This is a genomic window from Roseateles sp. (assembly GCF_036404855.1).
GTDB lineage: Bacteria > Pseudomonadota > Gammaproteobacteria > Burkholderiales > Burkholderiaceae_C > Pelomonas.
The window spans coordinates 1-24,051 of sequence record NZ_DASWYS010000167.1 but is presented as its reverse complement, the minus strand read 5'-3'; the positions used below and the strand labels follow the sequence as shown (position 1 = coordinate 24,051).

Sequence of the window (24,051 nt, the reverse complement as noted above, 5' to 3'; positions counted from 1 at the left end):
CGATGACGCCCACCCGCGAGGACGCCCTGCTGTTCGACTGTGAGGGCCAGGCCTTGCCCGGCATTCTCAGCGGTCCCGGCGCCGGCCAAGCCCCCAGCGGCATCGGCGTGATCGTCGTGGTCGGCGGCCCCCAGTACCGGGCCGGCAGCCATCGGCAGTTCGTGCTGCTGGCGCGCGCGCTCGCAGCGCACGGCCACCACTGCCTGCGCTTCGACTACCGCGGCATGGGTGATGGCCAGGGTCCGGCCCGCGACTTCGAATCGACGCGCGAGGACATCGGCGCCGCCATCGCGGCGCTGCGCCGCCAGGTGCCGGAGCTTCGCCGGATCGTGCTCTGGGGCCTGTGCGACGGCGCCTCGGCCAGCCTGCTGCACCTGGTGCAGGGCCAGGCCGCGGTCGACGGCCTGTGCCTGCTCAACCCCTGGGTTCGCTCGGACGACAGCCTGGCCAAGACCCAGGTCAAGCACTACTACGCGCAGCGCCTGAGACAGAAGGAGTTCTGGCTGAAGCTGCTGCGCGGCGGGACGGGACTGGCGGCGCTGCGCGAGTTCCTCGCCAAGCTTCGCACGGTGGCCACCCGCCCGGCCAAGGCCGTGGCCGGCCCGCTCCCCTATCAGGGTCGCATGGCCGCCGCCTGGCGCGCGTTCCCGGGCCCCATCCTGCTGCTGCTCAGTGGCGACGACCTCGTGGCCAAGGAATTCCAGGATCACGTGGCGGCCGATGCCGCCTGGGCCGGCCTGCTGGACCGGCCCGGCCTGACCCGACACGACCTGCCCGGCATCGATCACACCTTCTCGTCGGCCGCCTGGCGCGCCGAGGCCGAAAGGCTGTGCCTCGCCTGGCTGGACCGCGCCTTTGCGCAGCCGAACCCGAACGGAGCGCCATGAGCGGCATTTCTTCCCCCGCCCAATGGACGCTGCACCCGCTGCAGGGCGGCCTGGGCGAGCATGCCGCGGCATGGGACGACCTGCGTCGCCGGCTGTTCGAAGCCAACGCGATGCTGGACAGCCAGTTCGTCAATGGCCTGCTCGACAATTTCGGCGAAGGCCGCGAGGTGTTGGCCGTGCTGCGCCTGGACGGGCAGATCGAGGGCATGTGCCTGCTGGAGCGCAAGTCGCCGCTGGTGTGGAGCAGCTTCCTGCCCTCACAGGCACAGATCGGGCTGACGCTGCTGAAGGACGCGACGTCGCTGCCGTCGCTGATCCGCACGCTGCCGGGCTGGGTGATGGAGCTGGACATGCTCTGCAACGACCCGGACTTCGGCGATCTGGCCACCTCCACCTTCACCGACACCCACACGATCGACCACTGCCTGACGATGCACGTCGAGCTGACCGGCAGCTTCCAGCAGTACTGGAGCGGTCGTCCCAAGAAGCTGGCGCAGAACCTCGACCGCTACCGCCGCCGCGCCGAAACGGAGGGCGTGCAGCAGCACCTGCGCATCGTCACCGATGCAGCCGAGATGGAGGCTGTCGTGGCCCGCTACGCCCTGCTCGAAGTCGAGGGCTGGAAGGGCAGGCGCGGAACCGCCATCGGCAGCTCGCCTGACCAACTGCGCTTCTACCAGCAGCTGATGTGCCGCCTCGCGGAACAGGGGCTGGCCATCGCGTGGGAGCTGTGGTTCAACGACCAGCTGGTGGCCTCGCGCCTGGCGATGCGCGAGGGCAACACGATCACGATGCTGAAGACGACCTACCTCGAGAGCGCTGCGGCTTACTCACCGGGGCGCGAGCTGCTGCGCCGTGCGGTCGAGCATTGCTTCGAGCTGGCGCCTGGGGGGCGCATCGAGTTCTACACCGACGCCACCGAGGACCAACTGCGCTGGGCCAGTGGCAGCCGCTGGGTGCGCCATGTGGCCTTCTATCGCACACCCATCGCGCGCATGGCCGCCACCGCGGCGCGCCTCGGCCGCCGCAGGCTGAAGGGCGACGACGACAACGCCGGCAGCCAGGACTTCAAGGTCGAGGTCTACCGGCATCCGCGGGAGTTCCCCTCCCAGGTGCAGGAGTTCTTCGCCGAGTCGGAATCCATCGACACCCAGTTCGGCGCCGACTGGTATCGCAACCTGATTGATACGGTCTTCCCCGAGCATCCCGGCGTGCGCTTCTACGTGCTGCTGCGCGACGGTCGGCCGGTGGCCGCGCTGCCGCTGATTGCCAACCGCGGCCGCCTGGGTTGGGAACTGCATTCGCTGAGCAACTACTACACAGCGCTCTATGCGCCGTCGCTCAGCGGCAATCCCAAGTGCCGCCACGTGGCCCGACTGATCAAGGCCGCGCACCGGGACCACCCGGGCCTGGTGTCCATGAAGCTGTACCCGCTGTCGACCGAGGCGCCCTCCTTCCGCACGCTTCAGTGCTCGCTGAATCGCGCGAACCTCGCCTGCTTCACCTACTTCGGCTTTGGGAACTGGCACATGCAGGTGTCTCAGGACTGGGCCAGCTACCTTCAGGGCCTCGACGGCCGCCAGCGCAGCACGATCACGCGCATGGGCAAGAAGTTCGCGGCCGAAGGCGGGCGGCTGGAAGTCATCTCCGGCAAGGACGACGTCGAACGTGGCATCCAGGCCTATCAGCAGGTGTATGCCGCCAGCTGGAAGCAGCCGGAGCCTTACCAGGGCTTCATTCCCGGCCTGATCCACCTCTGCGCCGAGCGCGGCTGGCTGCGCCTGGGCGTGGCCTGGGTCGGCGACAAACCAGTCGCCGCGCAGCTCTGGATCGTCGCCAACGGCAAGGCCGACATCTACAAGCTCGCCTATGACGAGGCCTACAAGGCCTACTCCCCCGGCACACTGCTGACAGCCATGCTGATGCAGCGGGCGATGGACGTCGATCGCGTGGGCGAGATCGACTATCTGATCGGCGATGATCCCTACAAGAAGACCTGGATGACGTCGCGGCGGGAACGCTGGGGGCTGGTGGCGTACAACCCCTTCAGCCTGGGCGGCGCCATCGGCCTGGTGCGAGAACTCCTCGGCCGGACGGTTCACATGCTGATGCCAGCTACCGCTCCCGCCACCTCCGTGAAGAAGTAGTCTTGGAAGGCACAGAGCCATGACACGAGATTCAGCATTCCGAAAGCAACCGGCTTCCCTGATAGCGCAGCTCGGTGCCTCGCTACTACTGGCCGCAGTGTCCAGCCTCGCCTCGGCCCAGGGCCTGCCAGCCGGATGCGGCTCGCTCAGCCAGTCCTGGGGGCCGTTTGACTATCGGCCGGAACGGTATATCCCGGAGCCCATCTACCGTTCGCACGCTGCCCTTTTGGCCATCGTCGAGCATGCGCATTTCACGCCCGAAGTCGAGAACCTGATCCGTGGCAAGACCGGCACCCTGCCTGGCGGCGACCTGTCGTACACGCTGGGCGTCTTCCCGAATCACCATCGCGCGCTCATCGCCATCTCGACACTGGCACTCAAGCTGAAATCGCCCCAACCGCCCGAGACGCGCTTCTCGGTCGATTGCTATTTCCACCGAGCGATGGCATTCAGGCCGGACGACCCTATGGTCCGGATGGTCTACGCCAATTACCTGATCCAACTCGGCGAAAAGTCCTCTGCGGAACAGCAGATCGATGCGGTAGCCGCCACGAGCCCCGAAGGCGCGTTCACGCTGAGGAATCTTGCGCTGCTGTACTTCGATGCGAGAAGCTATGACAAGTCGCTACAGTTCGCACACAAGGCCGCAGCGACCGGGTTGAACATCGACCTCATCAAATCGAAGCTGCAGCAGGCCGGCCAGTGGAAAGAAGCGCCGGCAGTCGCGGCTGACACGCCGGCAAGCGAGGCCAGCGGAGCGGCGCACTGAGCTGCCTCGTCGAGACTGAAGCCAAGATGGACAAGCTACATCTGACCGTCCTTTATGGCGGCAATTCTGGCGAGCACGAGGTCTCCCGCCGCTCGGCCGCCTCGGTGTTGCGCCACCTCGATCGGGATCGTTATGTCGTCACCGCCATCGGGATCTCCCGCGACGGCGTCTGGCATCTCCAGCGCGATCCGGTCTTCGAGACGCTGCCAAGCGGTGACCTGTCGCTGACCATCGTGCCGTCAGATCATCCGGTGGCCATCGTCCCCGCCGCAGGCCTCTGGCACGGCGGCGTCCGCCTTGCCGTCGATTGCGTCTTTCCGGTTCTCCATGGGACGCACTGCGAGGACGGCCAGTTGCAAGGTGCGCTGGACACTGCCGGGCTGCCGTACGTCGGTGCCGGCGTGCTGGGCAGCAGCGCGGCCATGGACAAGGCCGTCGCCAAGTCACTGTGGCGTGACGCGGGCCTGCCTATTGTCGACTTCCGGGTGGTCGACGCCAATGACGGCCTGGACGTCCTGGCCGAAGCGCAGCAGGCGTTTGGCTGGCCGCTGTTCGTCAAGCCCTGCAGCGCCGGCTCCTCGCTGGGCGCGTCACGGGCCAACACACCCGCAGAACTTCAGACCGCACTGGCCGAGGCGCTGCGCCATGACAGGCGGGCCTTGATCGAGCCCTGCCTCGACGTGCGCGAACTCGAATGCTCGGTCCTGGGCAACGGTGAGATCACCGTGTTCCCGCCCGGAGAAATCGTGCCAAACGCCGCACATGCCTTCTATGACTACGAAGCGAAGTACGCAGACCCCGACGGCGCCAGCTTGCATGCCGTAGCTCTGGTGGACGCCACTCTGCAGCAGTCGATCATGGACATCGCTCGCGCGGCCTATGCCGCGGTGCGGTGCGAAGGACTGGGACGGGTCGATTTCTTTGTCGACAAGAAGACCGGCCAGCTGTTCTTGAACGAAATCAACACCCTGCCCGGCTTTACAAGTATCAGTATGTATCCGCGCATGTGCGAGGCCGGTGGGCTTGGATATGCTGACCTGCTGGATCGTCTGGTAGGGCTGGCCCTGGAGCGCGGTCCCGCGATCAGAGCCTCAAGACCGTAGCCTCGGCTTGCCGGGCTTGCCGGTCATTGCTGTCGCTTACACAGGTGTCAAGGGAAACCTCTTAACCTTGACAAGTTTTGCGGTGTCGAGGGCTCGAACCGCTCTCTTGACTCCTGATGCCGCTGAATGACTACTCTCGATCGCCGCCACTTCCTGCTGACTGTTGCCTCCGTCCCTGGGTCGGCCTTAACCGCCTGCGGGGGTGGCAGCGGCGAGGCACCAGGAACCATCTCGACGCCAGCTTCGCCTTCCTCCGCACCGTCGGATTCGGCCTCCGCAGTCATCGAAGCTGCTCCGAACAAACCCACGCCGCCCCAGCCCAGCACCACGGTCGGACAGCTGAATCTGACCGGTCCGTCGGGCGGTCTCGAGCGCTCACTCTCCAGCCTCTTCACGGTCAGTTGCTCGGTGCCGGTCGGTCGCAAGGTGCGCATCACGCCCAGCGACGGCGCCGGGGGGCAATTCTGGTCGTCCACCAGCCAGCCGGGCGACTACGGCTCGGTCTACCTGACCGCCTCGACCCCCACCGCGACCTTCCTTTATGCACCATCGTCCACCGGCGCCAAGACGATCACGCTGACCAACGATGGCGGGCTAGCAAATCCTGCGGCATACGCCTATACAGCCGCGGCGGCAACGCCAGGATCGGCGACGCCATTCAGGCTTGTCCGCGGCGGCGTCACGGTGGGCCGCTATGCCACGCTTCAGCAGGTCAAGGACCAAGGGGGCTGGCAATCCGGCGACGTGGTCAAGGTGACCGGAGGCACGTACGTCGTGTTCAACCCCACGGACCCGGGCAATACAACACTGGTCACCAATACGGGCGGAGTGCAGACCGGCGTGCTGGTCGATACGACTATCGAGTGGGAGACGCCCGGCCAGCCCATGGTGCTGGATTACAGCCGCTATTGGCAGATCGGCATGCTGAGTGGCGGCCAGCCCCAGTTGCTGACGATGGGCCAGTCCTGCCGCAATCTGACCGTCCGGGGCCTGCACTTCCGCGGCGCCCGTACGCCCATGGGTGAAAGCCGGCTCGGCGCCGCAATCTGGACCACGGTCAGCACAGTGAACGGCACACACCCGGCCGCCACGCTGACGGTCGAGTACTGCAAGTTCTGGCAGTGCATTGACGGCATCCATACGCAGGAAACCCACTACGGCCTGAGCAACTACATCCGCTATTGCGTCTTCGAGGACAACAGCGATCCACAGGGGCTACGTCACGACATCTACACCGGCCGCAATGCCTTGACCTACGTGCTGGGATGCAGCTTCCGCAAGACACCGGGTCAAGGCTACCCGCAGGCCGGCATGGGTCATGCCATCAAGTCGCGTTGCCGGGCCACCACCGTGCTGGCCAACATGATTGACGTGCAGATGTTTGCCGACGGCACGGGCGGCTGCGCGCAGAACATCAACACGCCCAACGGCGGCGTGGTCGTGATCGCGGGCAACGTCATCAACCACTACGGTTCGTTGAGCAATAACAACGACGGCAACTGCTTGCGCTACGGCGACGACCAGCACACGAAGACGGTGGATACGAACCCTGATCCATCTTTGACCGCGCATTCGTTGCTGCTGGCCCAGAACACGCTGCGCAAATACAACGGCCGCCCAGCGGACGGCAGCGACAAAGCGCTGATCAGCATCTACCCGACTGGCGTCGCCACAACATTGCTCAGCGGGTCGGGCAACCAGATCCCGGTCGCAACGGTGGTGCGCAACAACATCGTCGCCTCAGATACCGCCCGCGCAACCGGTTTCGTGAGTCAGTATCCTGCCAATACCGAGGTGTCAGTATCGGTATTGGCAAACAACGGCGAGTACACAGGCGCCCAGATTGTCGGCGCACCGGCCGTCAACGACGCGCCATTCGAGTGGGCGGGTGATTTCACTCCACCATTGCCGCGCAGCGACAGTCTGCGCGGCGCGCGTACGCGCTACCTGCCAGGTTGGTTGCCGACGACGGCCTGGCAATGGAAGGAGATTCCCGGTACCGTCTGGGCGGACTACATCCGGGACGACGGCAATGGCGTTGCGCCCAAGGTCACCACTCTCGACCCTGGCCCCAGCAAGACTTATCTAGCCACGTGGGAGTATTCCGGGCCGACCTACAGCCGGAAGAACCACGAAATCTGGATGTTCGGCGGTGGGCATGCCGGCAGCACCATCAACATCCTCACGCGCTGGAATCTGCACAAAGAGTCCCCCGACGTCGAGATGGTCAGTGCGCCGACAGCGGAGGCATTGCGCCGGTCCTGGGTGTTTGGCGGCAAGTTGCTGAGCGGCGCCTATTTCCCGGCCGACGGCAAGCCCTACTCGCCGCACTCGTACTGGAACAACATGTATTCGGACAGCCGGGACGAATTCATCAGCTTCGGCATCGCGGCGATCGCCACATCGACTGACGGGGCGAACCTGACGGCAGGGACTGCCTCGTTCCATGACGTTGCCGGCCATCCACGGTCAGGCCCGTGGCGGCCTGCCAAGTACTACGCCGACATTCCAACCTACCCGGACGGCTCATTTGAGTACTACGGCCCGCGCGCGATGTCTCACGACGGGAACACGATCTACTACTGGCCGCAGGGCCAGGGCATGAAGAAATACAGCTTTGCCACCAACACGCACAGTCACGTTGGCGGAACCGTGAGTATGCCCAGCACCCGACTGGCGGTCAGTGGTGACAGTATGGCGACGCTGCATGTCGATCCGGACAGTAGCGGCGGGTGGGTCGTTCAGACCTGCGACCTCACGACCGGCCAGCGAAGAGGCATCACTGTCAGTGGCGACACGATTCCATCCGGCCTCCAGTGCTACGGCGTGGAATGGGTTGAGCCCCTTGGCGCCTATGTCACTCTCTGGATCACTGCGGGGGCCTTCAACAACGACACGATCAAGACCGATCCGAACATCGCCACTATCGTGGTGGCGACGCTGCGGCTCACCGGACCGAGCTCGGCTACTGCGACGCTGAAGCCGGTCAAGGGTCAAGGCCCCACCAAATGCAACAGCGTGCGGGGGATGTTCTACGACCCCACCTATGGCTGCCTGGTCGTGGCCACGTCCCCGACGAAGCCGCTGATGGCCCTCAAAGTCGCCTGAGCCCCTACGCTGGCTGGCGCCATCGGCATTCTCAGCCAGCCGGTAGTTCGTAACGCCCGGCGGACGCACGGGCGTAGCGTGCGTAGACCAATGCTGCCTTCAGCGCATAGTCGTAATTGGCAACGCCCAAGCGCCAAGCCAGGTGCATCAGCCTGAGCACGGGCTTGTTTAGAACACCGGCCGGGAAGCTGCGGTCCGCCAGCATCGCACGGGTGCGCTCATCCAGGTCCTGGCGTAAACGCTTCTGCTGCGCCGGGCTGGCCGGCGTGCTCCATTGGTCTGGCACGTCAGCCGGCACAGGCACAGGGCTCGGCACGTGGCCTGGATACGCCTGCCAGGGCACCTCCAGCACGGTGCGGTCAAACAGCTCCAGCCAACGCGCATAAAACCCGTGGTAAAGGCACGGGTCGGCCGGTAGCGCGGTCAGGTACTCCATGAGCTCGCTGTCGTAGAACGGCAGCTGGAACTCCAGGCGGTGCTGGTCGATGGTCTCGAAATGATTGACTAAATGTCGCCGCGGGCCGTTGAGATTCAGGAAGATATAGAGCGCGCGCACCGGGTCGGCCTGATGTTGCGCCTGCATCTCCTGCTTCAGCGCGGCCACCAAATGACCGTCGAAGCGGCGCGCGACCTCGGGCTTAAGGATGCGGGTGAGCAGGCTCTTGCTCTGCTGACTCAGGAAGGTCTGGATCCCGCCGTCCCAGTCGCCGGCCCGCAATTGCCGGACGATCTCGGGGCTGATGTAGACATGGCCTAGGCCCACGCTGCCCCCCTCCCCGGTCCAGACCACATGCGGGCGATCGGCTTCCCGCGCCTTGCGGGCGGTCGAGGCCGCCCAGGTCTCGGCCATCACCGCCGACCAGTTCGGGCCGGGCTCGGTTGGAAGTTCGTAGTGCAACGCCCCGCATTTCTCGGCGTACTGTTTCGCGAAGACTTGGTCCTGCGTTCCGGCCAGCGAGTAGTTGAAGGTGTAGGTATGCACCTGTTCAGCACGCAATGCGGCAACGACAACTCGCGAGTCCAGGCCACCACTGAGGTAGGCGAACGTCGTCTTGTCGCCATGCAGGCGCCGGCGCATGGCGCGCTGGAACAGACGGTAGACCTCGGCCCGCGCCTGCTCCTCGGGTACGTCAATCGGCTGGATGGAACTCCATTCGAAGTAGCGACTGGACGTCACGCCCTCCGGGCGGACGCTGAGCACCTCGCACGGCAGCAGCATCTTGATGCCGGCATACGGTGTCCCCGGGCCAAAGGGGTAGCCGAAGGCCGTGATCTCGGTCAGTGCCTGAACGTCAGCGGACTTCGGTAAGGCCTCGAGTGCCTCAAGGATGCGCAGGGCGCTGGAGAAATAGACGAAGTCGCCATGAATGGCGTAGTACAGCGTGCGCAGACCGAGGCGGTCGGCGATCAGGTGGCCGATACCACGAGCCGGGTCATAGAAGGCTGCGCAGAAAGTGCCTGCGCTATGCCTCAACGCACTGAAGTCATCGCTCGCCCATTGGGCATGCATGGCCAGCAGATGTCGGTCGCGCGTGTCCCCCTCGCCGCCGCCGTCAGCCAACAGCGGCTCTCCGGCCATGACCGAAACGCTTCCCTGCGCATCACGATGGTGGGCCGGCGCGCCGAACGCGCCGATGTCCACCTTGACCAGATAGCCACCAGGATGCTTGTATTCAATGGGCTGATCACGCAGATCGCGCGAGATCCCTTTGCGGAGTGCACCGCACACCGCGACTGGCACATCGACCCCCGCCTTCCTGCTGAAAACGCCTGCAATGATCGTCATAGGAAAAGTACCTGTTGAGCTTCAGCCCTTGGCCTTGCGCAGGCCACGCACGAGGTCGAGCACCTCGTTCAGCCCACGACGGTTGAACATCCATGTCGCCGCCAAATAGGCAGCCGCTCCCACGCCAATCAGCCCACCCAACCTCACGGCCAGCGGAAGGGCCTCGCCGAACGCATGCCTGGCCAGCATGACGATAGAGAACATCAGGACCGCGGCAACCACGGTGGGCAGCATGGCCTGGATCAGCGCCGACCAGCGCAGGCCCAGGGTCGGCAAGCCCCTCAACGTCACCTGCAGGAAGACCAGCGGAGATACGGCCAGCCAGGCCAGTGCAAGCCCCTGCAGCCCACCCCACCTTGCGCCAATGAAGAATGCGATGGGGCCGATGACCAGTGCCCAGACCGCGTTTCGCAGGATCACATCCGAACGCCCAATGCCCTGGTTCGCTACCTGAACGAAGTTGCCGATCATCCGTAGCGGCATGATCAACGCGATCGCCTGCAGGATCCCTACTGCTGGCACCCATTTCTCCCCCAGCACGGCAGCCACGACCTCGGGCGCCACGCTAGAAAGGCCCCACAAAATAGGAAAGGCGACAAAGCTCAGGATGCGGGCACCGAGCAGCATGTTCGCGCCGACCCGTTGGTGATCGTGCTGCATGCTGGAGAACGCGGGAAAGGCCACCTGGTTCACCAGCCCCGAGATGCGCTGATTGGGCAGCGAAGCCAAGTGCATCGCCACCGTGTAGAACCCAAGCACCTCATTGCCAAGGATCTTGGCGCAGATCAGGATGTCGGCCTGGGAAAAGGCCATCCAAAGCAACTGCGACGCCGTCATCTGGCCGCCGAACCGCAGCAGCGGCCGCATGCCGCTCAAAGTGAAGTCGGGCCGCTTGAAGTAGGGCGAGATCAGATTCAGGCCGACCGTCCTGCACAACTGCCCCAGCAGGGAGCCCGCGACCAGCGCCCAAACGCCTGCGCCGGCAACCGCCAGCCCCAGCGTCGTCAAGCTGGTCAGAATTGCCGCGCCAAGATCCAGCAGGGACCGGTTGCGGAACTCCATGCGCCGCTGCAATAGAGCGTCGGGGACCACCGCAAAGCCCGCCAGCACGAACTGGCAGGCAAGTACCCGCAGCACCGGCACAACCCGGGGCTCCTGATAGAACATGCCCAGCAGTGGCGCTGACAGCGCCAGCAGGGCCGCCAGCGCAAGATGCACCAGCAGCACGACGCCGAAGACGCGCCGGACCAGTTGGTCATCGAGCTCCTTACGCTGCACTACCGCCGCGCCCAGTCCAAGCTCCGAGAACATCGCCAGTAACGAGACGAAGACCGTCGCCATCGCCAGCAACCCGTAGTCGGCCGGTGACAGGATGCGGATGACGATGAGTGTGATCGACCAGGTGATCAACTGGCTGGTCAATCGGGCGCCGGCCGTCCAGCGGAAGCCAGACAGGGCTTGATTGCGCAAACTCATGCGCGATGGCGCGCTTGCTGCAGCATCAGCGCATCCAGGAAGTACTTCGTCGCCCAGTTCGGATAGCCCGACCTCATGTAGGCTCCCAGAATGGGGAAGGATCCCGCGATCGCGCCAACGCAGCCCGGGTCCTGCGCGCGCAGCAACTGGAGCGCCTTCAGGTAGTCCACCAGCTTGTCGGCGGTATCGGCATAGCGGGCCTCGCCCGTTTGCCGGCTGAGCCGGTAGCAGACGATGGCCAATTGCGCCGAACCGGTCAGGCAGGACGAGAAACCCGCCGGCTCCCAATCAGCGTAGAAGCGGCCTGGCAGGTAGCCTGACGACGCCATGTTGGGCAGCAGCGCGTCCAGCGTGCGCCGCACGGCGTCGACGAAATCGGCGCGGCCGGACAGCAGGCCCACCTCCAGCACACCCTGCAGCGTGTAGCCGATCGTGTGGGTCAGCGGTGCATCGGAGCGGGTCAGGCAGTTGTGGGCGAACCAGGCGTTGGCCTGCTGCTGGCGCAACGCCGCCTCGATGGATCGGATTGCCGCCTGCTTGTAGCGCTCCTCGCCACTGATCTCGCCGAAGCGGTAGATCGCCCAGGCACAAAGGCAGGTGTAGGTCTTGATCTCGCCACGGCTGACGAAAGCGCCATTGGTCTTGTAGTAGCCCTGCTCATCGAGGTCATCGACCAGCCAGTCGGCGGCGCGGCGTGCGGCATCCAGGATGCGCGGGTCGCCCGAATGCTCATATGCCGAGCACCAGCCGTCGAGGACCATCCCGGTGTTGAATGCGGCGGCCGTCTGGCGCTCGGGCGGGCAGACGGGACCGCCCTGCACCGCCCCGGTCGACATCTGCACATCGACCTCCCAGTGCGCCATGCGCATCGCAGCATCGGCGACGGCGGCGTCGCCAGTGGACTTCGCATAGGCCAGCAGCGAGGTGATGATGTAGCCGGTAGTCTCCGGATAGGACACACGCCAACCCGAGCCGGCGCCGCCGTCGTCGCAGGGGAAGTAGCCGAGCGCCACGCCGCCGTCCGGGCTGGAGGCCTGGCCACGAAGAATCCAGTCGACCGCCGCGCGGGCGCGCTGCTCGTTCTCACCCTTGACCGGCGTGACGGCGTCGGTGGCGAAGCGCCACAGGCCGCGGCCAACCTCGCTGCGGAACGCGTCACGGCCGGGCGCCCACAGCGCCCTCACCTCCGCCATGAAGTGGGAGGCGGCCCAGTAAGTGGTCTTGAGGCTGCCCTTGTAGTAGGTGTCTTTGATGATGCGGGCGATGGTGCCGAGTCTCAATCTGAGCCCCTTAGATCATGGTTTGTCCGCCAGTGACATAGACATTCACGCCCGTCATGAAGGCGCTGTCCTCACCAGCCAGATAAGCGACGCTGTTGGCCACATCGGCCGGCGTGGCAATGCGCTTGAGCGGCGTGCGGGCCGCTTCCATCTTGAAGATGCGCTCGTGGTAATGCTCGGTCATCTCGGTGCGGGTCAGCCCCGGCGAGACCATGTTGACCCGAACCGCGTCCTCGGCCCATTCGGCGGCCATCGCCTTGGACAAGCCCAGCAGTGCGGTCTTGGCACTTACGTAGTCGGCCAGCCCGGTGGCCGGCACGCCGCCGACCACCTGCGACAGCAAGTTGACGATGGCGCCGCCGCCAGCGGCCTTCATCAGCGGATGCACGCTCTGACAGGTGTTGAGCACCGCCTTGAGTTGGTAGTCGAGATGCGCCTCGAAATCGGACCAACGCAGCTCAGCGATCGGCCGGTTAGCAAATTCGCCGACGGCCGAATTGACCAGCACCGTCGGCGCGCCCAGCCCTTCGACGATGCGTGCCATCATCGCGGCGACCTGAGCGGCGTCGCGCACATCAGCCTGGAAGGCCATCGCGGCACCGCCGGCATCGACGATCTCACGCACGACGGCCTCGGCACGGTCGGCGCTGCGGAAGTAGTTGACCGCCACGGCGTAGCCGCGGCGGGCGAGCGTGCGGGCGATCTCGGCACCCATGCCACGCGACGCGCCCGTCACCAGTGCAACCTGGCGAGATACGCCCGCGGGCACCACCGCTGCAACGGCCGTGGCGGCCGGCACGGCCTCGCGAACTTGGTCGCGCACCTTGACCTTGGCCGTACCCATGACGACGACCTTGTCATCGGCGCTGCGGATCTCGGTGTTCAGCACCAGTGTGCTGGTCGCCTCACTCTTGGCCGTCACCTTGGCGATCGCACGGATGGGCTCGTCGACCAACACCGGGCGCCGAAAGGTCAGGTCCTGGCCCATGTAGAGCGCATGCTTGCCCGGCACCCGCATGCCGACGAGCTGCGAGAAGAGCGAAGCCAGCAGGATGCCATGCACCACGTTGCGACCGAACTCCGTGCCGGCCGCGTAGGCTGGATCGACGTGCAACGGGCTGTGGTCGCCGCTGACGGCGGCGAAGGCCTGCACATCCTGTGCGCTGAAGCTGCGCTCGATCTCGAAGACCTGGCCGATGGCAATGTCGGCGAAGCCGAGCTCGTCGGCCTTCGGCGTGCTGCTCACAGCTTGGCCCCGAGCACGCCGACGATGTCGAAGTACGAGCGCATCATCTCGAACTCCGCTGGATCGAGCGACACCGAGAACTCATCCTCCAGCGCCAGCACCAGGCTGATGTGGTTGGCCGAGTCCCAGCCTGGCGTGTTGTCCATCGAGGTGTCATCGTTGATCTTGTCGGCGTCGAGGTTCAGCACAACGGCCATCACCTCCTTGATGGTCTGCTCGACATTCTTGGACATTCAGGGGCTCCGATTGAGAAAACGTTACGGACAGGTGTGGCGAGGCGACTTCAGCTGCCGCGGTTGAACCAGTCCGGGAAGGGGATGGCGGCCTCGCGCAATTCCAGCACCCAGCGGCTGTTGCCCGCCTCATCCTCAGATTGTTTGGCAAAGCCGTGGCGCTCGAACAGGTCCCGCGCCGGCATGTTCTTGGCAGTCGGCCGCAGCTGGCCACTCAGCCGGCTCAGGCCGCGAGCCGCCGCCGCCTCGCACAACTGCGCCAGCATCGCGGTCTCGACAGTGCGGCCAATCACCCGGCAGCTGAGCAAGAAGGTGTCGATCTCCAGCTGTTCGCCCTGCGCCTGCGCCATCATGATGCCGACGATGCCGTTGTCGCCGAAGCGATCGCGCACACCCACGGTCAGAAGCTCCCAGTCGGCAGCGCCCATGCGGCTGGCCACGTCGGCCTCCGAGTAACGGAAGGTCGTCGTGTTGAACTGGTTGGTCTTCTGCGTCAGCTGCGCGGTGCGCGCCAGCGACGCCGCATCCACGGGGAGCACGCTGAGCTCCATGCCCAGGCTGCGGTAGTAGTCCTCGATGCTGCCGCTTTCGGCCCGCATGCTTTCGGCCTGCGCGCGCTGCTGGTACAGCGCGCCGCGACGGCGGTCCTCATCTGAGAGACCCAACGTGTCGAACAGGCCCTCTTCAAGGAGCGCGTCGACGTAGGCCTCGGGGCGCTTGGGCAACTGGATCACCGTGACCATGGGCAGCTCGCGCCGCACCTGCTCGCACTCGACCGGGTTGTCGTCGACGAAGACCATGTGCTCTAGCCCGATGCTCAGCTGCTTGGCGATGCGCTTCAGCGATTCGGCCTTGGGCTCCCAATGCACTTGTGACGCGGCGAAGTGCTCTGGCTTGAGCTGCATGAATGGATGCTGCGCGAAGACGGCGTCGACGTCGGCCGCATTGTTCTTGCTCGCCAGCGCCAGGATCACGCCGCGCTGCGACAGCGTGCGCACCGCGCGCTGGAATTCGACGAAGGCGCTGCCAGGATAGTTGGCGCCGAGCTGGATGCCGTCGAGGCCATCCTCTCCAATCACACCGCCCCACATCGTGTTGTCGAGGTCGAGCACCAGGCACTTCTTGCTCATGCCGTTGAGCGCGCGCGCGTACTTCATGTACTCGCGGGTCAGCGCCCCCAGCATGGCGGCAGCGATGGGCGCCTTGGCGTAGAGCCGCATCCGCGCGTCGTACCAGCGGTGCGCTCCGTGCTGGGCTACCAGCCCCGCGTAGTCCAGCACGTAGGCGTCGACGATGCCCGACAGCCCTTCGGCCAGCTCGCGATTGAAGTTGGCCAGCGCGGCCTGCTGCGATTGCACGAGCCGCACGTCGGCAATGCCGGCAGCGCGGTGCTGCGGCTGAGCCAGGTTGTGCACCAGCATCGGCTTGCCATGCCGCTGGCGGAACTGACGCGCCAGATCGACGATCTCCTGCCGGCACCGCTGCGCCGCTTCGGCCAGCCCGGCACCGGCCGGATCCAAGGACATGAAGTCACCGTACAGCTCGGGCAGCCAATCTTCGCCTTCGATGGCCAGGATGGTCAGATCCGGCGCGAAGGCATAGAGCCCGCTGGCCGGGTTCAGGACTTCCTGGCGCACCTGGCCGAAGCCGGGCTGGTAGATCTCGATGCGCAGGCCGTTGGCAAAGCCCTGGGCGACCAGCGCGTCGTGGATGAACTCGATGGAGAACGACGACAGCAGCGCGACTTTCAGCGGCTTGAGGCCGCCCTCGGCGCCCAAGCCATCGGCGAGCTGGCGGACCAGGCGCTGATTCAGCACGCTGCCCTGCTCGTTCAACAGGAGGCGCGCGGCCTCGACGGCGGCGGACAGCCGTCCCTCAGCCAGGTGGGCCTTCAGCTCGCCTCGGCGATCAGGGGCCGCCGAAGCGCCACGTGCAGGCTCAGTCATAGCAGTAAACACCTTCTTGGATCATGTCGCTGACGGCCTTCTCGACGCCTGCAGCTTGAAGCACGGCGATGCGAAGCCGACCAATGCGACCTTCGCGCCACGCACCGAGGCGCTTCAGGTAAGGAATCAGCTTGTGCAGGTTGCGGCGCTTCGACAATGCCGGCGCGTAGAGCCGCGTGCGCGTCTCCAGCAGCTCGCCCTGGGCCGTCTTGGACCCGAGGGTGAACACTTCCTCCGTGAACGGGCTCGCCGGCAGCCGGGGCTCGAAGACTTCCTCGAGGTAGTGGTAGAAGGTCAGTACCGAGATGTCGGTGCCAAGCAGCAGGATCTTGCCTTCGCGCCGGCGCAGCGCCTCAAATGGGCTCCCGCGGCCACAAGGCGTGACGCATTGGTGATGCCCCTGCGCGATCTCCGCCGCGTCCTTCCCCCAGCAGGCCACCGGGTGGGTCGGGTGGACGCTTCGCACGACACCGGACGTGCGACGGAACAGTTCGCTGATCATGCCCATGCGAGACGGCGAGCGGCGCACGTCGAACACCTGGCCGCTGCGCGCGAAGTCGATCGCCGAACCGTTGAAGCCCATGGTCGGCATCATCAGCAGGCCCTCGGGGCCGACGACGGCCTGCAGCGCCTGAATCACATCGTTGGGCTTGCCCTGGAAGCCCTCGAAGGCGTCAAATGAGCTGTGCACCAGCACGGCGTCACCCCTTGACAGCCCCAGCTGAGCGAGACGCGCCTGCAACGCGGGCACGTCAAAGGAGAAAAACCTGCCAAAAATGGCGCGCCGCAAAGACCGGATACGGGTCTTGACGGCACTCTTCAGACTCTTCATTCTGGACATCCGGACACTGTAACGACAGCCCTGGCACCTCCGTAGCGGCACCAGGACGGGCACGGTCGTTTTCACCGCAAGACTACTCATCTGCGGGGGATAAATCGCTATCGCGCAGCCTCAGCGCTGCAACCCGCCCGCATGGGCCAGCCGCTCGGCCGCCAGCACCTGGGCCACCCCCACGGCCAGGCTCGTTGACGAGGCGGGCCGTGCTGTTTCCCAGATCGAGCGGAACTGCACCCGTCTCAGGTAAAGGCTGCTGAGCTGGCTGGCACTGGTCGCAATCAGGACGGGACGTCGTGCCACGCGGCGGAAGGTGGCCACGATCTCTGCAATGGAAGTCGGCCGCTCGGCGGCGACGATGCGCATGCGGCCGACGCCAGGCGGCAAGGTCCTCAGCGAGTCGATGATCAGCTCGGCCGCGTCTTCAGCAGTGATGTAGTCGCGCACCGTGTCGAAGGGCACGAAGATTTGGATGGGCCGATTGCGCACGATGCTGCGCGCCATGTGCGAGATCAGTCCCTGGCGCTTGCCGCGAGCCTGCCCGGTGCCGTACAGCGTGGAGATACGGGCGGTCAACGCGGCCACCGGCAGCCCGCGGCTGCAGAAGTCGGCCAGCAGCCGCTCCTGCGCCAGCTTGGCCTCGGCATAGGGCGTCGTCGGGGCGATGTCGCAGTTCTCGTCGATGACGTCGGCACGCAGTCCGGCGTAGATGGCGCCCGCAGAGCTGGCAAGCCCGATATGCCCCGGCCGCAGGCTCGGCAGGCCGCTGTCGGAGACGGCATTCAGCAGTTCACCCCAGGCCAGCGTCTCGTTGGCCAGCTCGGCCGCGGTGCTTCCCATTGCGCCCACACCGGCGGCCCAATAGATGTTCCAGGCATCAGCGTGTCTTGCCTGCTGTTCGAACTCGGCAACCGCGGCGCGAATCTGGCCGACCAGGCGCTCCGGCTCGGTCCAGCTGAAGCGGTCGGCAGGAAGGAAGCGCGCGCCACCCCGCGCCTGCAGGCTGCGGACCAGGGCCGCACCCAGCAGTCCGCCGCCGCCGATCACCCAGTCGAGTGTCATCCCGGTGGCGCCGCGCGCGTCGGCTTGGTGGCGACCACGTACAGCGGCTTGCCCATCACGATGCCCATGGTGACGGCCATGTACTCGGCGATCACGCCCAGCGCGGTGAGGATGCACCCCGAAAAGAAGGCCACCACGATCAGCAGCGAGGTCCAGCCCTGGACGGGCACATTGCCCATCAGCTTGAGGTACAGCGCGTAAAGGGCGATCAGCATGGCGAAGGCGACGGAACTGAAGCCCATCAGCGTGATCAGCCGCAGCGGCCGCGTGCCGGTGGTGAAGATGAGGTTCCAGAAATGCCCAAGCAGCTTCCAGTACGTATACCCCGAGGGGCGGTCCATCTCCTCGCGCAGCGCCAAGGGGCAATGGCCGATGCGTCCCGTGATCCAAAACAGGCCCACGTCAAGATAGACGCCGTTGCCGCAGTAGGCCGCCAGCGTACGCGCGATCTCGCCGTCGACCATCCGAAAGCTGTTGAAGCGGCCGATGGCACGGTTGCCCAGCACCTTGCCGGTGATCGCCTTGGCAGTACGGCTGGCCGCGTTACGCAGCCAGCCATGCGGCGGCGGGTTGGTGGGCTGGCAGTAGACGAGCTGGAAGGCGCCGGCCAGCGCGGTGTCCAGCATCCGCCCGATGTCAAGCGGGTCCTGCTGCCCGTCCTCGTCCAGCGTGACTACCCATTCGCCGGTGGCGCTGGCCATGCCGGCCAGCGTCGCCGCATGCTGACCATAGTTGCGCGACAGCCAGACGGGCCGCACAAACGGATGCTCGGCCGCCAGGCGCTCGATCACCAGATCGGAACGATCAGGGCCGCAGTCATGCACCAGCAGCAATTCGTTGACGATGAAACGATGCCCACCCGGAGTGTGGGTCTCCTGCGTTAGCGGAAGGATCTCGTTCACCAGAGTCTCGAGCGTGCTTTCCCCCCGGTAGACGGGGACAACGAGGGAGATTCGATGCAAGGTAGGTTCCGCGGATGGCATGGGGTTTGGGCAGTCTGGTGTTTCTATCGGGCGCCGGGCCGTTCCGCAGCAGTCTTCGCCGAGAAGGCGACGTGGCGAGACCCCAGGTAGGAAATGATGGCATATGGCACCATGCCCAGCACATGGGCACCGTAGTCATTGACCCCCAACGCGATGAGTCCCAACACGCAGGCCAAGTTGACCACGTAGGCAACGCCCTGGATCAGCAGGAAGGCCGGTAGCGAGCGCACCACCGAACCCGTGTGACGGAAGGTCCAGCGGCGGTTGAGGTTGTAGCCATTGATCAGCCCCAGCACATAGCCCAGCGCGTTGGCCGGCGCGTCGGCCAGCCCCCAAAAATACTTGGTCGCGAAGATGACCGACAGCGTGACGCCCGTATTCGTCAGCCCGACGATGATGAACTTGACCAGGGTGGCCGACTGGGACTGGGACACGTCAACTCCTCAGGACCGGGACAGCAGCCGCTGGACTGTCACGAGCGCGGCCGGCAATGCGAGCACCAGCACCATCATATGGGCGCGCACTTCCTCGTAATTGGTCAGCAGCAGGTGGATGAGACTCATCGCCAACGCGAACAGCAGCGACACCGCGACGAAGCGGGGTTGACCGCGCCAGCCGAACAACGCCAGGCCCAGCGGCAAGGCGTGAACCAGCAGCGGCGGGTAACTCAGCGTCATTGCCTTGAGCTTGGCCCAGTTGCTGGCGAGCTGGTCCAGGACGCCGGACAGCGCGAAGCGAGAGGCCTCGGCGGGGTCGCCGAACAGCTGGCCGAGCATCATGCTGGTCCCCACGACCAGGGCCGCAAGGACCAGTGATTCGGCCACCAGCCGCGCGCGCCCTTCCCGCTCGAGATGGGCCGCGAAATAGAGCGCCGGCAGCAGCACCGTGTCGAACTTGACGATCACGCTCAGCACCAGCCCGACCGCCAGCAGGCCGAAGCGGCGATCCGCGATCAGCCCCAGCAGCACGATCCAAAGAAACAGCTGGAGGCGGTCCCAGGGATGGAAGAGCTGGAAGAAATAAGTCAGCGGCAGGAGCGCGCTGAAGTACAGCACACCGACCAAAGCCATCGTGCTGGAAGTCCACCGCCGCAAATAGGCGAACAGCGCCACCAGCGAGAGCATGAGAAAGACGGTGTCGATCAGCTTGTAGACGGCGCCAATTCGCAGGCCGGTGGCCGTGCGGACGGCCTCGGCGAGATAGACCACGCCTACGCGCTTCTGCACAGAAAGCGCCCCCCACTCCGCCCAGGCCTTGCCGCCCGGCGGATGGTTGTCCAGGATCGCCTGGTGCAGCATCGCGCGCTGCGATTCGTTCGCTTTGCCGTAGATGGTGGCGTCGCCCACCCAGCTTTGCAGCGCCAGGCAGATGGAGGCGAGGAGCCAGAGCAGCGCGGCTTTGGCCAACACCCCTTCCAGCCTTAAGTTCATCTCAGCCTCCGCCCGTGCCGCGGGCCTGCGCGAGCAATGCAGCCATGGCCTCGGAGCGGCCGCGGCGGGAGGCCGCTCGCACCGCGTCGGGCAGCGGCAGGACCACCTCACCAGCTCGCCAACGCCGTACCAGGCCGGGTAGCGCCGCCTCGATCGCTTCCACCGAGTTGATGGAAACGATGTCCGGCAACCCCGCACCGCGCAGCACGCCTGCCGTATCGCCGATCGGGTCTGTCAGGCCAAGAATGGGGCGGCCGGCACGCAGATATTCGTAGACCTTGGCCGGAATCTGCGCATTGCAATTCGTGGCCTGCATGACCAACAGCGCGTCGACCGACGTCATCTCGGCGAGCGCCTCGCGGTAGGGCACGGCCGGACTGATCTCGATGAAATCGCTGGCGCCATGCTTGGCCGCGAGGTCGCGCAGCAACTGCTCGTGAACCGCGGCACGAAAGCGCACCCGCAGCTCGGCCGGCGTCAGGCGGCCGCTGCGCTGCAGGTTGCCCAAGGCGGTGAAGAACTGGGTGGGATCGCGCTCGGATGCGTAGACGATGCCGCTGTGCAGCAGTACCAGCGGCTGGCCCTGAGCCGCCCCCGGTCCCGCGCCATCGGTCGGCTTGACGCTGGCGAAGCTCTCCTCGTCGTAGCCGTTCTCCAGGACAACGATGCGTCCGGCGGCCTCGGGGTAGCGCTCCTGGTACATCCGGGCCGCGCCGGGTGTCGTGAACACGCAGCGGCTCGCATGACGCATCGCCGCTTGCTCGATCTCGTGGAAGGATTTCCAGGTGAGTGGATCGGCCGGGTAGCCGTCGTGCGCCATCGGATCCCGGAAATCGGCCACCCAGGGGATGCCGGTCTTGCGATGCAGCGCCGCGCCGATCACATGGGCGCTTGCGATCGGATACGTGGACCAGATCACGTCGGGCCTGAACTCACGGATCAGCTGCATGCCCTTACGAACGCCATCGAACTTCCAACTGATCCAGCGATCCGGGCGCGCCATCCAGCCGAGGTAGCGGCCACCCAGCTGCAGATGCCGGGCCGTGTCGAGCGCGAAGGCGCGCCGCACGGGCGTCCCGTCGGGCACCTCAGCCAGAAGGTCATCGCTAGTGCGTTCGTAGGCGCGCGGATGGGTGCTCAACACCGCCGTCTCCCAACCGAACTCGGGCAGTTGCTGCACAAAGCGCAGCGTGCGCTGGATCCCGCTGCTGCCGGCCAACGGCGGGAAGTGATAGGCGATCATCAACACGCGCATCATGCGGCTTCCGTCTCTTGGCTGCGGGTTTCGCCGTTGGCCAGTTGCTCTCGGTACAGAGCAGCGACGGCCTCGGCGTTGAGCGCCCAGGTGAAGCGGTCACGGATCAGCGCGTGGCCAGCCTCAGAGAGCCGGCGGCACAGCGCTGGGTCGTCCATCAGCCGGCTGATGGCCAGCTCGATCTCGGGCACCGAACGCGGTGGGATCACGAGCGCGGTCTCCCCGTCGCTGACCACGTCCCCCACACCGCCCACGCGCGTGAAGATGCTGGGCGCGCCGACGAACAGCGACTCGAACAGCACCGTCGGCGTGCCCTCCGAGTGCGAGGGCAGAATGAATGCATCGGCAAAACGCATCCAGACCTTGACTTGGTCATGCGCCACGGCGCCGACCAGGACCACGTGGTCCTGCAGCCGGTGCTCGGCCAGGTAGTCGGCCACGTAGCTTCCGAGCTGGTTGTCACCCACAAGGAACAGGCGCAGCTGCTTGCGGCCCTGGCGGACGAGGTTGCGCACGGCCTCCAGCAGCTCCTTCACGCCTTTGACCTCCTTCAGGTAGGCGACGAAGACCAGGTTCCAGGTGTCCGGGTGGCGTTGCTTGAGTGCTGCGACCCGCCCGAGGTCCTCGGGCTTCAGCGTGAACCGCGCCGGGTTGACGCCATTGCTGATGTAGCGGCTGCGCTCGGCGATCCGCCCCTGGGTGTACTCGAGCCCCAGGCCATGGCCTTCGCTGCTGACGAAGATGTTGAAGTCAGCGCCGTCGAGGCTGGCGCGCACACGCTCGAAGCAGGCCTGGTTGTAGCGCGGCGCGTCGATGATGCAGGTGCGGTGGATCGTGTGCACCACCTTGACGTCGGGAAACAACTCATCGCGGCAACGGTTGGCCGCGTGGCCGCAGGGGTAGGTCGCATGCGCATGGATGACATCGAAGCGCCACTCCCGCCGCAACGCCAGCAGCCTCGCGCGGATCGCCCGGAACATCCAGTCGCCGACATGCTCGAACAGCTTGTGGGCGGGCAGGGTTAGGTAACGCGGGTGATAGACCGGGTGCCCGGCGTGCACATCCTCCTCGGGGACCGCGGCCAGCGCGCGGTACGAAGGCTTCAGGTACCGGATCGGGAACGGAGTCTTGGGCAAAGGCTGCATCACGCGCACTTCGACACCAAGCGCGCGCAACGCCTCAGCCTGCTCGAATACGAACGTGCCGGAGACAGGGTTCTCCGCGTTCGGATACCAGAGACTGAGGAACAGGACTTTTGTTGGCGGCATCGGTCAGCGCCCGGCGGCGGAGAGGAGGCGTTGATAGAGCGCGCCGTAGCGCTCCAGAAAGCTGCGGTTGTCGTACTCGGCGCGCACGCGCTCGGCATTCTCGCGTCCGATGCGCCCTGCCAGCTCTCTGTCCAGCGCGAGCCGCCGCAGATGCTCCGCCAGCCCCTGGTCATCGTCGCTGCGGAAGAACAGTGCGTTGCGCCCTTCATGCAGCCAGCACCGGTTTCCGTCGATGTCCGAGGCCACGACAGGCACGCCGCAGGCCATGGCCTCGAGGATGGAGTTGCTCATGCCTTCGGAGAACGAGGTGTTGGCGAACACGTCGAAGCGGCGGTACCAATCCTGCGGGCGGTCGGTCTCGCCGACGAACTGCACGCAGGCGGCAGCCGGGCCGCTCTCGGCCTGGCGGCGGATCTCATCCCACAGCGGACCATGGCCCACCAGCACCAGGCGCTTCTTCAACCCTGGCTCGACCGAATGCAGGCGCTCGAAAGCGCGCAGCAGGCAGGGCAGGTTCTTGATGCCGTCGAAGCGGGCGACGGTGCCGACGACGAACTCCGCGTCGGGTTCGCGGGCCACGGTGGGCGGCCCGAAGCGACTCAGGTCGACGCCGTTGGGCAGACAGACGATATGGTCGCCGCCAAGCCGCCAGCGCTGGCCGATGTCGGCGGCGATCGATTCGTTGACCGCGACGACCCGGGTCGCGAGCCGTGCCAGCCCCGCGGCAAGCAGGTCACGCTTCCAGCTGATGCCTTCACGGTCGATGTCGTTTCGGCCATGCTCGCCATGCAACACCACGGGCGCACCACCCAAGCGACCGGCGAGCACACCGTAGAACATCGTGGCCCAGTTGTGGCTGTGCACCACATCGAAGCGCTGCTCTCGGATGTAAGCGGCCAACTCTCGCAATCGGCGCCACTGGAAACCCGGCTGCACCGGGAAGTAGCGATGGCGATCCTCCGGCCAAGGCAAGGCCTGACCCTCTACCGGATAGAAGCTCAGCGCATGAACCTCATAGTGCTCGGGATCCAGACCGGAGCCCAGCCGCAGGACCCGTCGCTCAGCACCGCCGATGCCCAGCGCGCGCAGCAGATGCAACACACGAATCCTCCGTGGCGTCATGTCACCGCGCGCTGAAACGCTCTTTCTCGGTCGTCAAAGGAGCCGGGATGCTATCACCGGCCCCTGGCCCATTACCCCCCGAAACTAGGCGTTCATCACGGTCTCCGACCGCAGG

At 65.7% G+C, this 24,051-nt stretch carries 19 protein-coding genes; 5 read left to right on the top strand and 14 right to left on the bottom strand.

Features of this window, described 5'->3' with window-relative positions; all coding sequences use genetic code 11:
- Positions 1-2 precede the first annotated feature (2 nt).
- From VGF12_RS10975 to VGF12_RS10955, 5 genes are all read left to right on the top strand, one after another.
- Positions 3-887, top strand: a complete 885-nt coding sequence (locus VGF12_RS10975; RefSeq protein ID WP_331176076.1) for a hydrolase 1, exosortase A system-associated — start codon at positions 3-5, stop codon at positions 885-887.
- Entirely contained in the window at positions 884-3,034 is a 2,151-nt protein-coding gene (locus VGF12_RS10970) for a GNAT family N-acetyltransferase (RefSeq protein WP_331176075.1), read from the top strand. The genes VGF12_RS10975 and VGF12_RS10970 overlap by 4 nt, the downstream gene beginning before the upstream one ends.
- Before the next feature lie 97 nt (positions 3,035-3,131).
- The gene (locus VGF12_RS10965) at positions 3,132-3,803 is read left to right on the top strand and encodes an ABC transporter permease (protein WP_331176074.1); all 672 of its coding nucleotides are present in this window, start codon (positions 3,132-3,134) and stop codon (positions 3,801-3,803) included.
- Between the two features lie 26 nt (positions 3,804-3,829).
- A complete protein-coding gene (locus VGF12_RS10960; RefSeq protein ID WP_331176073.1) occupies positions 3,830-4,906 on the top strand; it encodes a D-alanine--D-alanine ligase family protein in 1,077 nt (358 codons plus the stop codon).
- A gap of 126 nt (positions 4,907-5,032) precedes the next feature.
- A complete protein-coding gene (locus VGF12_RS10955; protein WP_331176072.1) occupies positions 5,033-8,014 on the top strand; it encodes a hypothetical protein in 2,982 nt (993 codons plus the stop codon).
- A gap of 31 nt (positions 8,015-8,045) precedes the next feature.
- Here VGF12_RS10955 and VGF12_RS10950 read toward each other — a convergent pair whose 3' ends face one another.
- The 14 genes from VGF12_RS10950 to VGF12_RS10885 form a co-directional block, all read right to left on the bottom strand.
- On the bottom strand, positions 8,046-9,800 hold the full coding sequence (locus VGF12_RS10950; protein WP_331176071.1) for an asparagine synthase-related protein: 1,755 nt from the start codon (positions 9,798-9,800) through the stop codon (positions 8,046-8,048).
- A gap of 21 nt (positions 9,801-9,821) precedes the next feature.
- The gene (locus VGF12_RS10945) at positions 9,822-11,276 is read right to left on the bottom strand and encodes a lipopolysaccharide biosynthesis protein (RefSeq protein WP_331176070.1); all 1,455 of its coding nucleotides are present in this window, start codon (positions 11,274-11,276) and stop codon (positions 9,822-9,824) included.
- A complete protein-coding gene (locus VGF12_RS10940; RefSeq protein ID WP_331176069.1) occupies positions 11,273-12,556 on the bottom strand; it encodes a beta-L-arabinofuranosidase domain-containing protein in 1,284 nt (427 codons plus the stop codon). The genes VGF12_RS10945 and VGF12_RS10940 overlap by 4 nt, the downstream gene beginning before the upstream one ends.
- A 10-nt stretch (positions 12,557-12,566) precedes the next feature.
- Positions 12,567-13,802, bottom strand: a complete 1,236-nt coding sequence (locus VGF12_RS10935; RefSeq protein ID WP_331176068.1) for an SDR family oxidoreductase — start codon at positions 13,800-13,802, stop codon at positions 12,567-12,569.
- Positions 13,799-14,035: an acyl carrier protein gene (locus VGF12_RS10930; RefSeq protein ID WP_331176067.1), complete on the bottom strand. Its 237-nt coding sequence runs from the start codon at positions 14,033-14,035 to the stop codon at positions 13,799-13,801. The genes VGF12_RS10935 and VGF12_RS10930 overlap by 4 nt, the downstream gene beginning before the upstream one ends.
- A gap of 50 nt (positions 14,036-14,085) precedes the next feature.
- Positions 14,086-15,981, bottom strand: coding sequence for an HAD-IIIC family phosphatase (locus VGF12_RS10925; RefSeq protein WP_331176066.1), 1,896 nt, complete (start codon positions 15,979-15,981; stop codon positions 14,086-14,088).
- The gene (locus VGF12_RS10920) at positions 15,974-16,813 is read right to left on the bottom strand and encodes an AAC(3) family N-acetyltransferase (protein ID WP_331176065.1); all 840 of its coding nucleotides are present in this window, start codon (positions 16,811-16,813) and stop codon (positions 15,974-15,976) included. The genes VGF12_RS10925 and VGF12_RS10920 overlap by 8 nt, the downstream gene beginning before the upstream one ends.
- A 120-nt stretch (positions 16,814-16,933) precedes the next feature.
- A complete protein-coding gene (locus VGF12_RS10915; protein ID WP_331176064.1) occupies positions 16,934-17,878 on the bottom strand; it encodes an NAD-dependent epimerase/dehydratase family protein in 945 nt (314 codons plus the stop codon).
- Positions 17,875-18,861, bottom strand: coding sequence for a glycosyltransferase (locus VGF12_RS10910; protein ID WP_331176063.1), 987 nt, complete (start codon positions 18,859-18,861; stop codon positions 17,875-17,877). Before VGF12_RS10910 ends, VGF12_RS10915 begins: the two co-directional genes overlap by 4 nt.
- A gap of 23 nt (positions 18,862-18,884) precedes the next feature.
- On the bottom strand, positions 18,885-19,295 hold the full coding sequence (locus tag VGF12_RS10905; RefSeq protein ID WP_331176062.1) for a GtrA family protein: 411 nt from the start codon (positions 19,293-19,295) through the stop codon (positions 18,885-18,887).
- 9 nt (positions 19,296-19,304) lie between these two features.
- Positions 19,305-20,267 (bottom strand): hypothetical protein, encoded by a 963-nt coding sequence (locus VGF12_RS10900; RefSeq protein WP_331176061.1) that lies wholly within the window; start codon positions 20,265-20,267, stop codon positions 19,305-19,307.
- Positions 20,268-20,292: 25 nt separating this feature from the next.
- Positions 20,293-21,510 carry a glycosyltransferase gene (locus tag VGF12_RS10895; RefSeq protein ID WP_331176060.1) on the bottom strand — a complete coding sequence of 406 codons (1,218 nt, stop codon included), beginning with the start codon at positions 21,508-21,510 and terminating at the stop codon, positions 20,293-20,295.
- A gap of 35 nt (positions 21,511-21,545) precedes the next feature.
- Positions 21,546-22,814 (bottom strand): glycosyltransferase, encoded by a 1,269-nt coding sequence (locus VGF12_RS10890; RefSeq protein WP_331176059.1) that lies wholly within the window; start codon positions 22,812-22,814, stop codon positions 21,546-21,548.
- Positions 22,815-22,817: 3 nt separating this feature from the next.
- The gene (locus VGF12_RS10885) at positions 22,818-23,912 is read right to left on the bottom strand and encodes a glycosyltransferase family 4 protein (RefSeq protein ID WP_331176058.1); all 1,095 of its coding nucleotides are present in this window, start codon (positions 23,910-23,912) and stop codon (positions 22,818-22,820) included.
- Between the last annotated feature and the right edge of the window lie 139 nt (positions 23,913-24,051).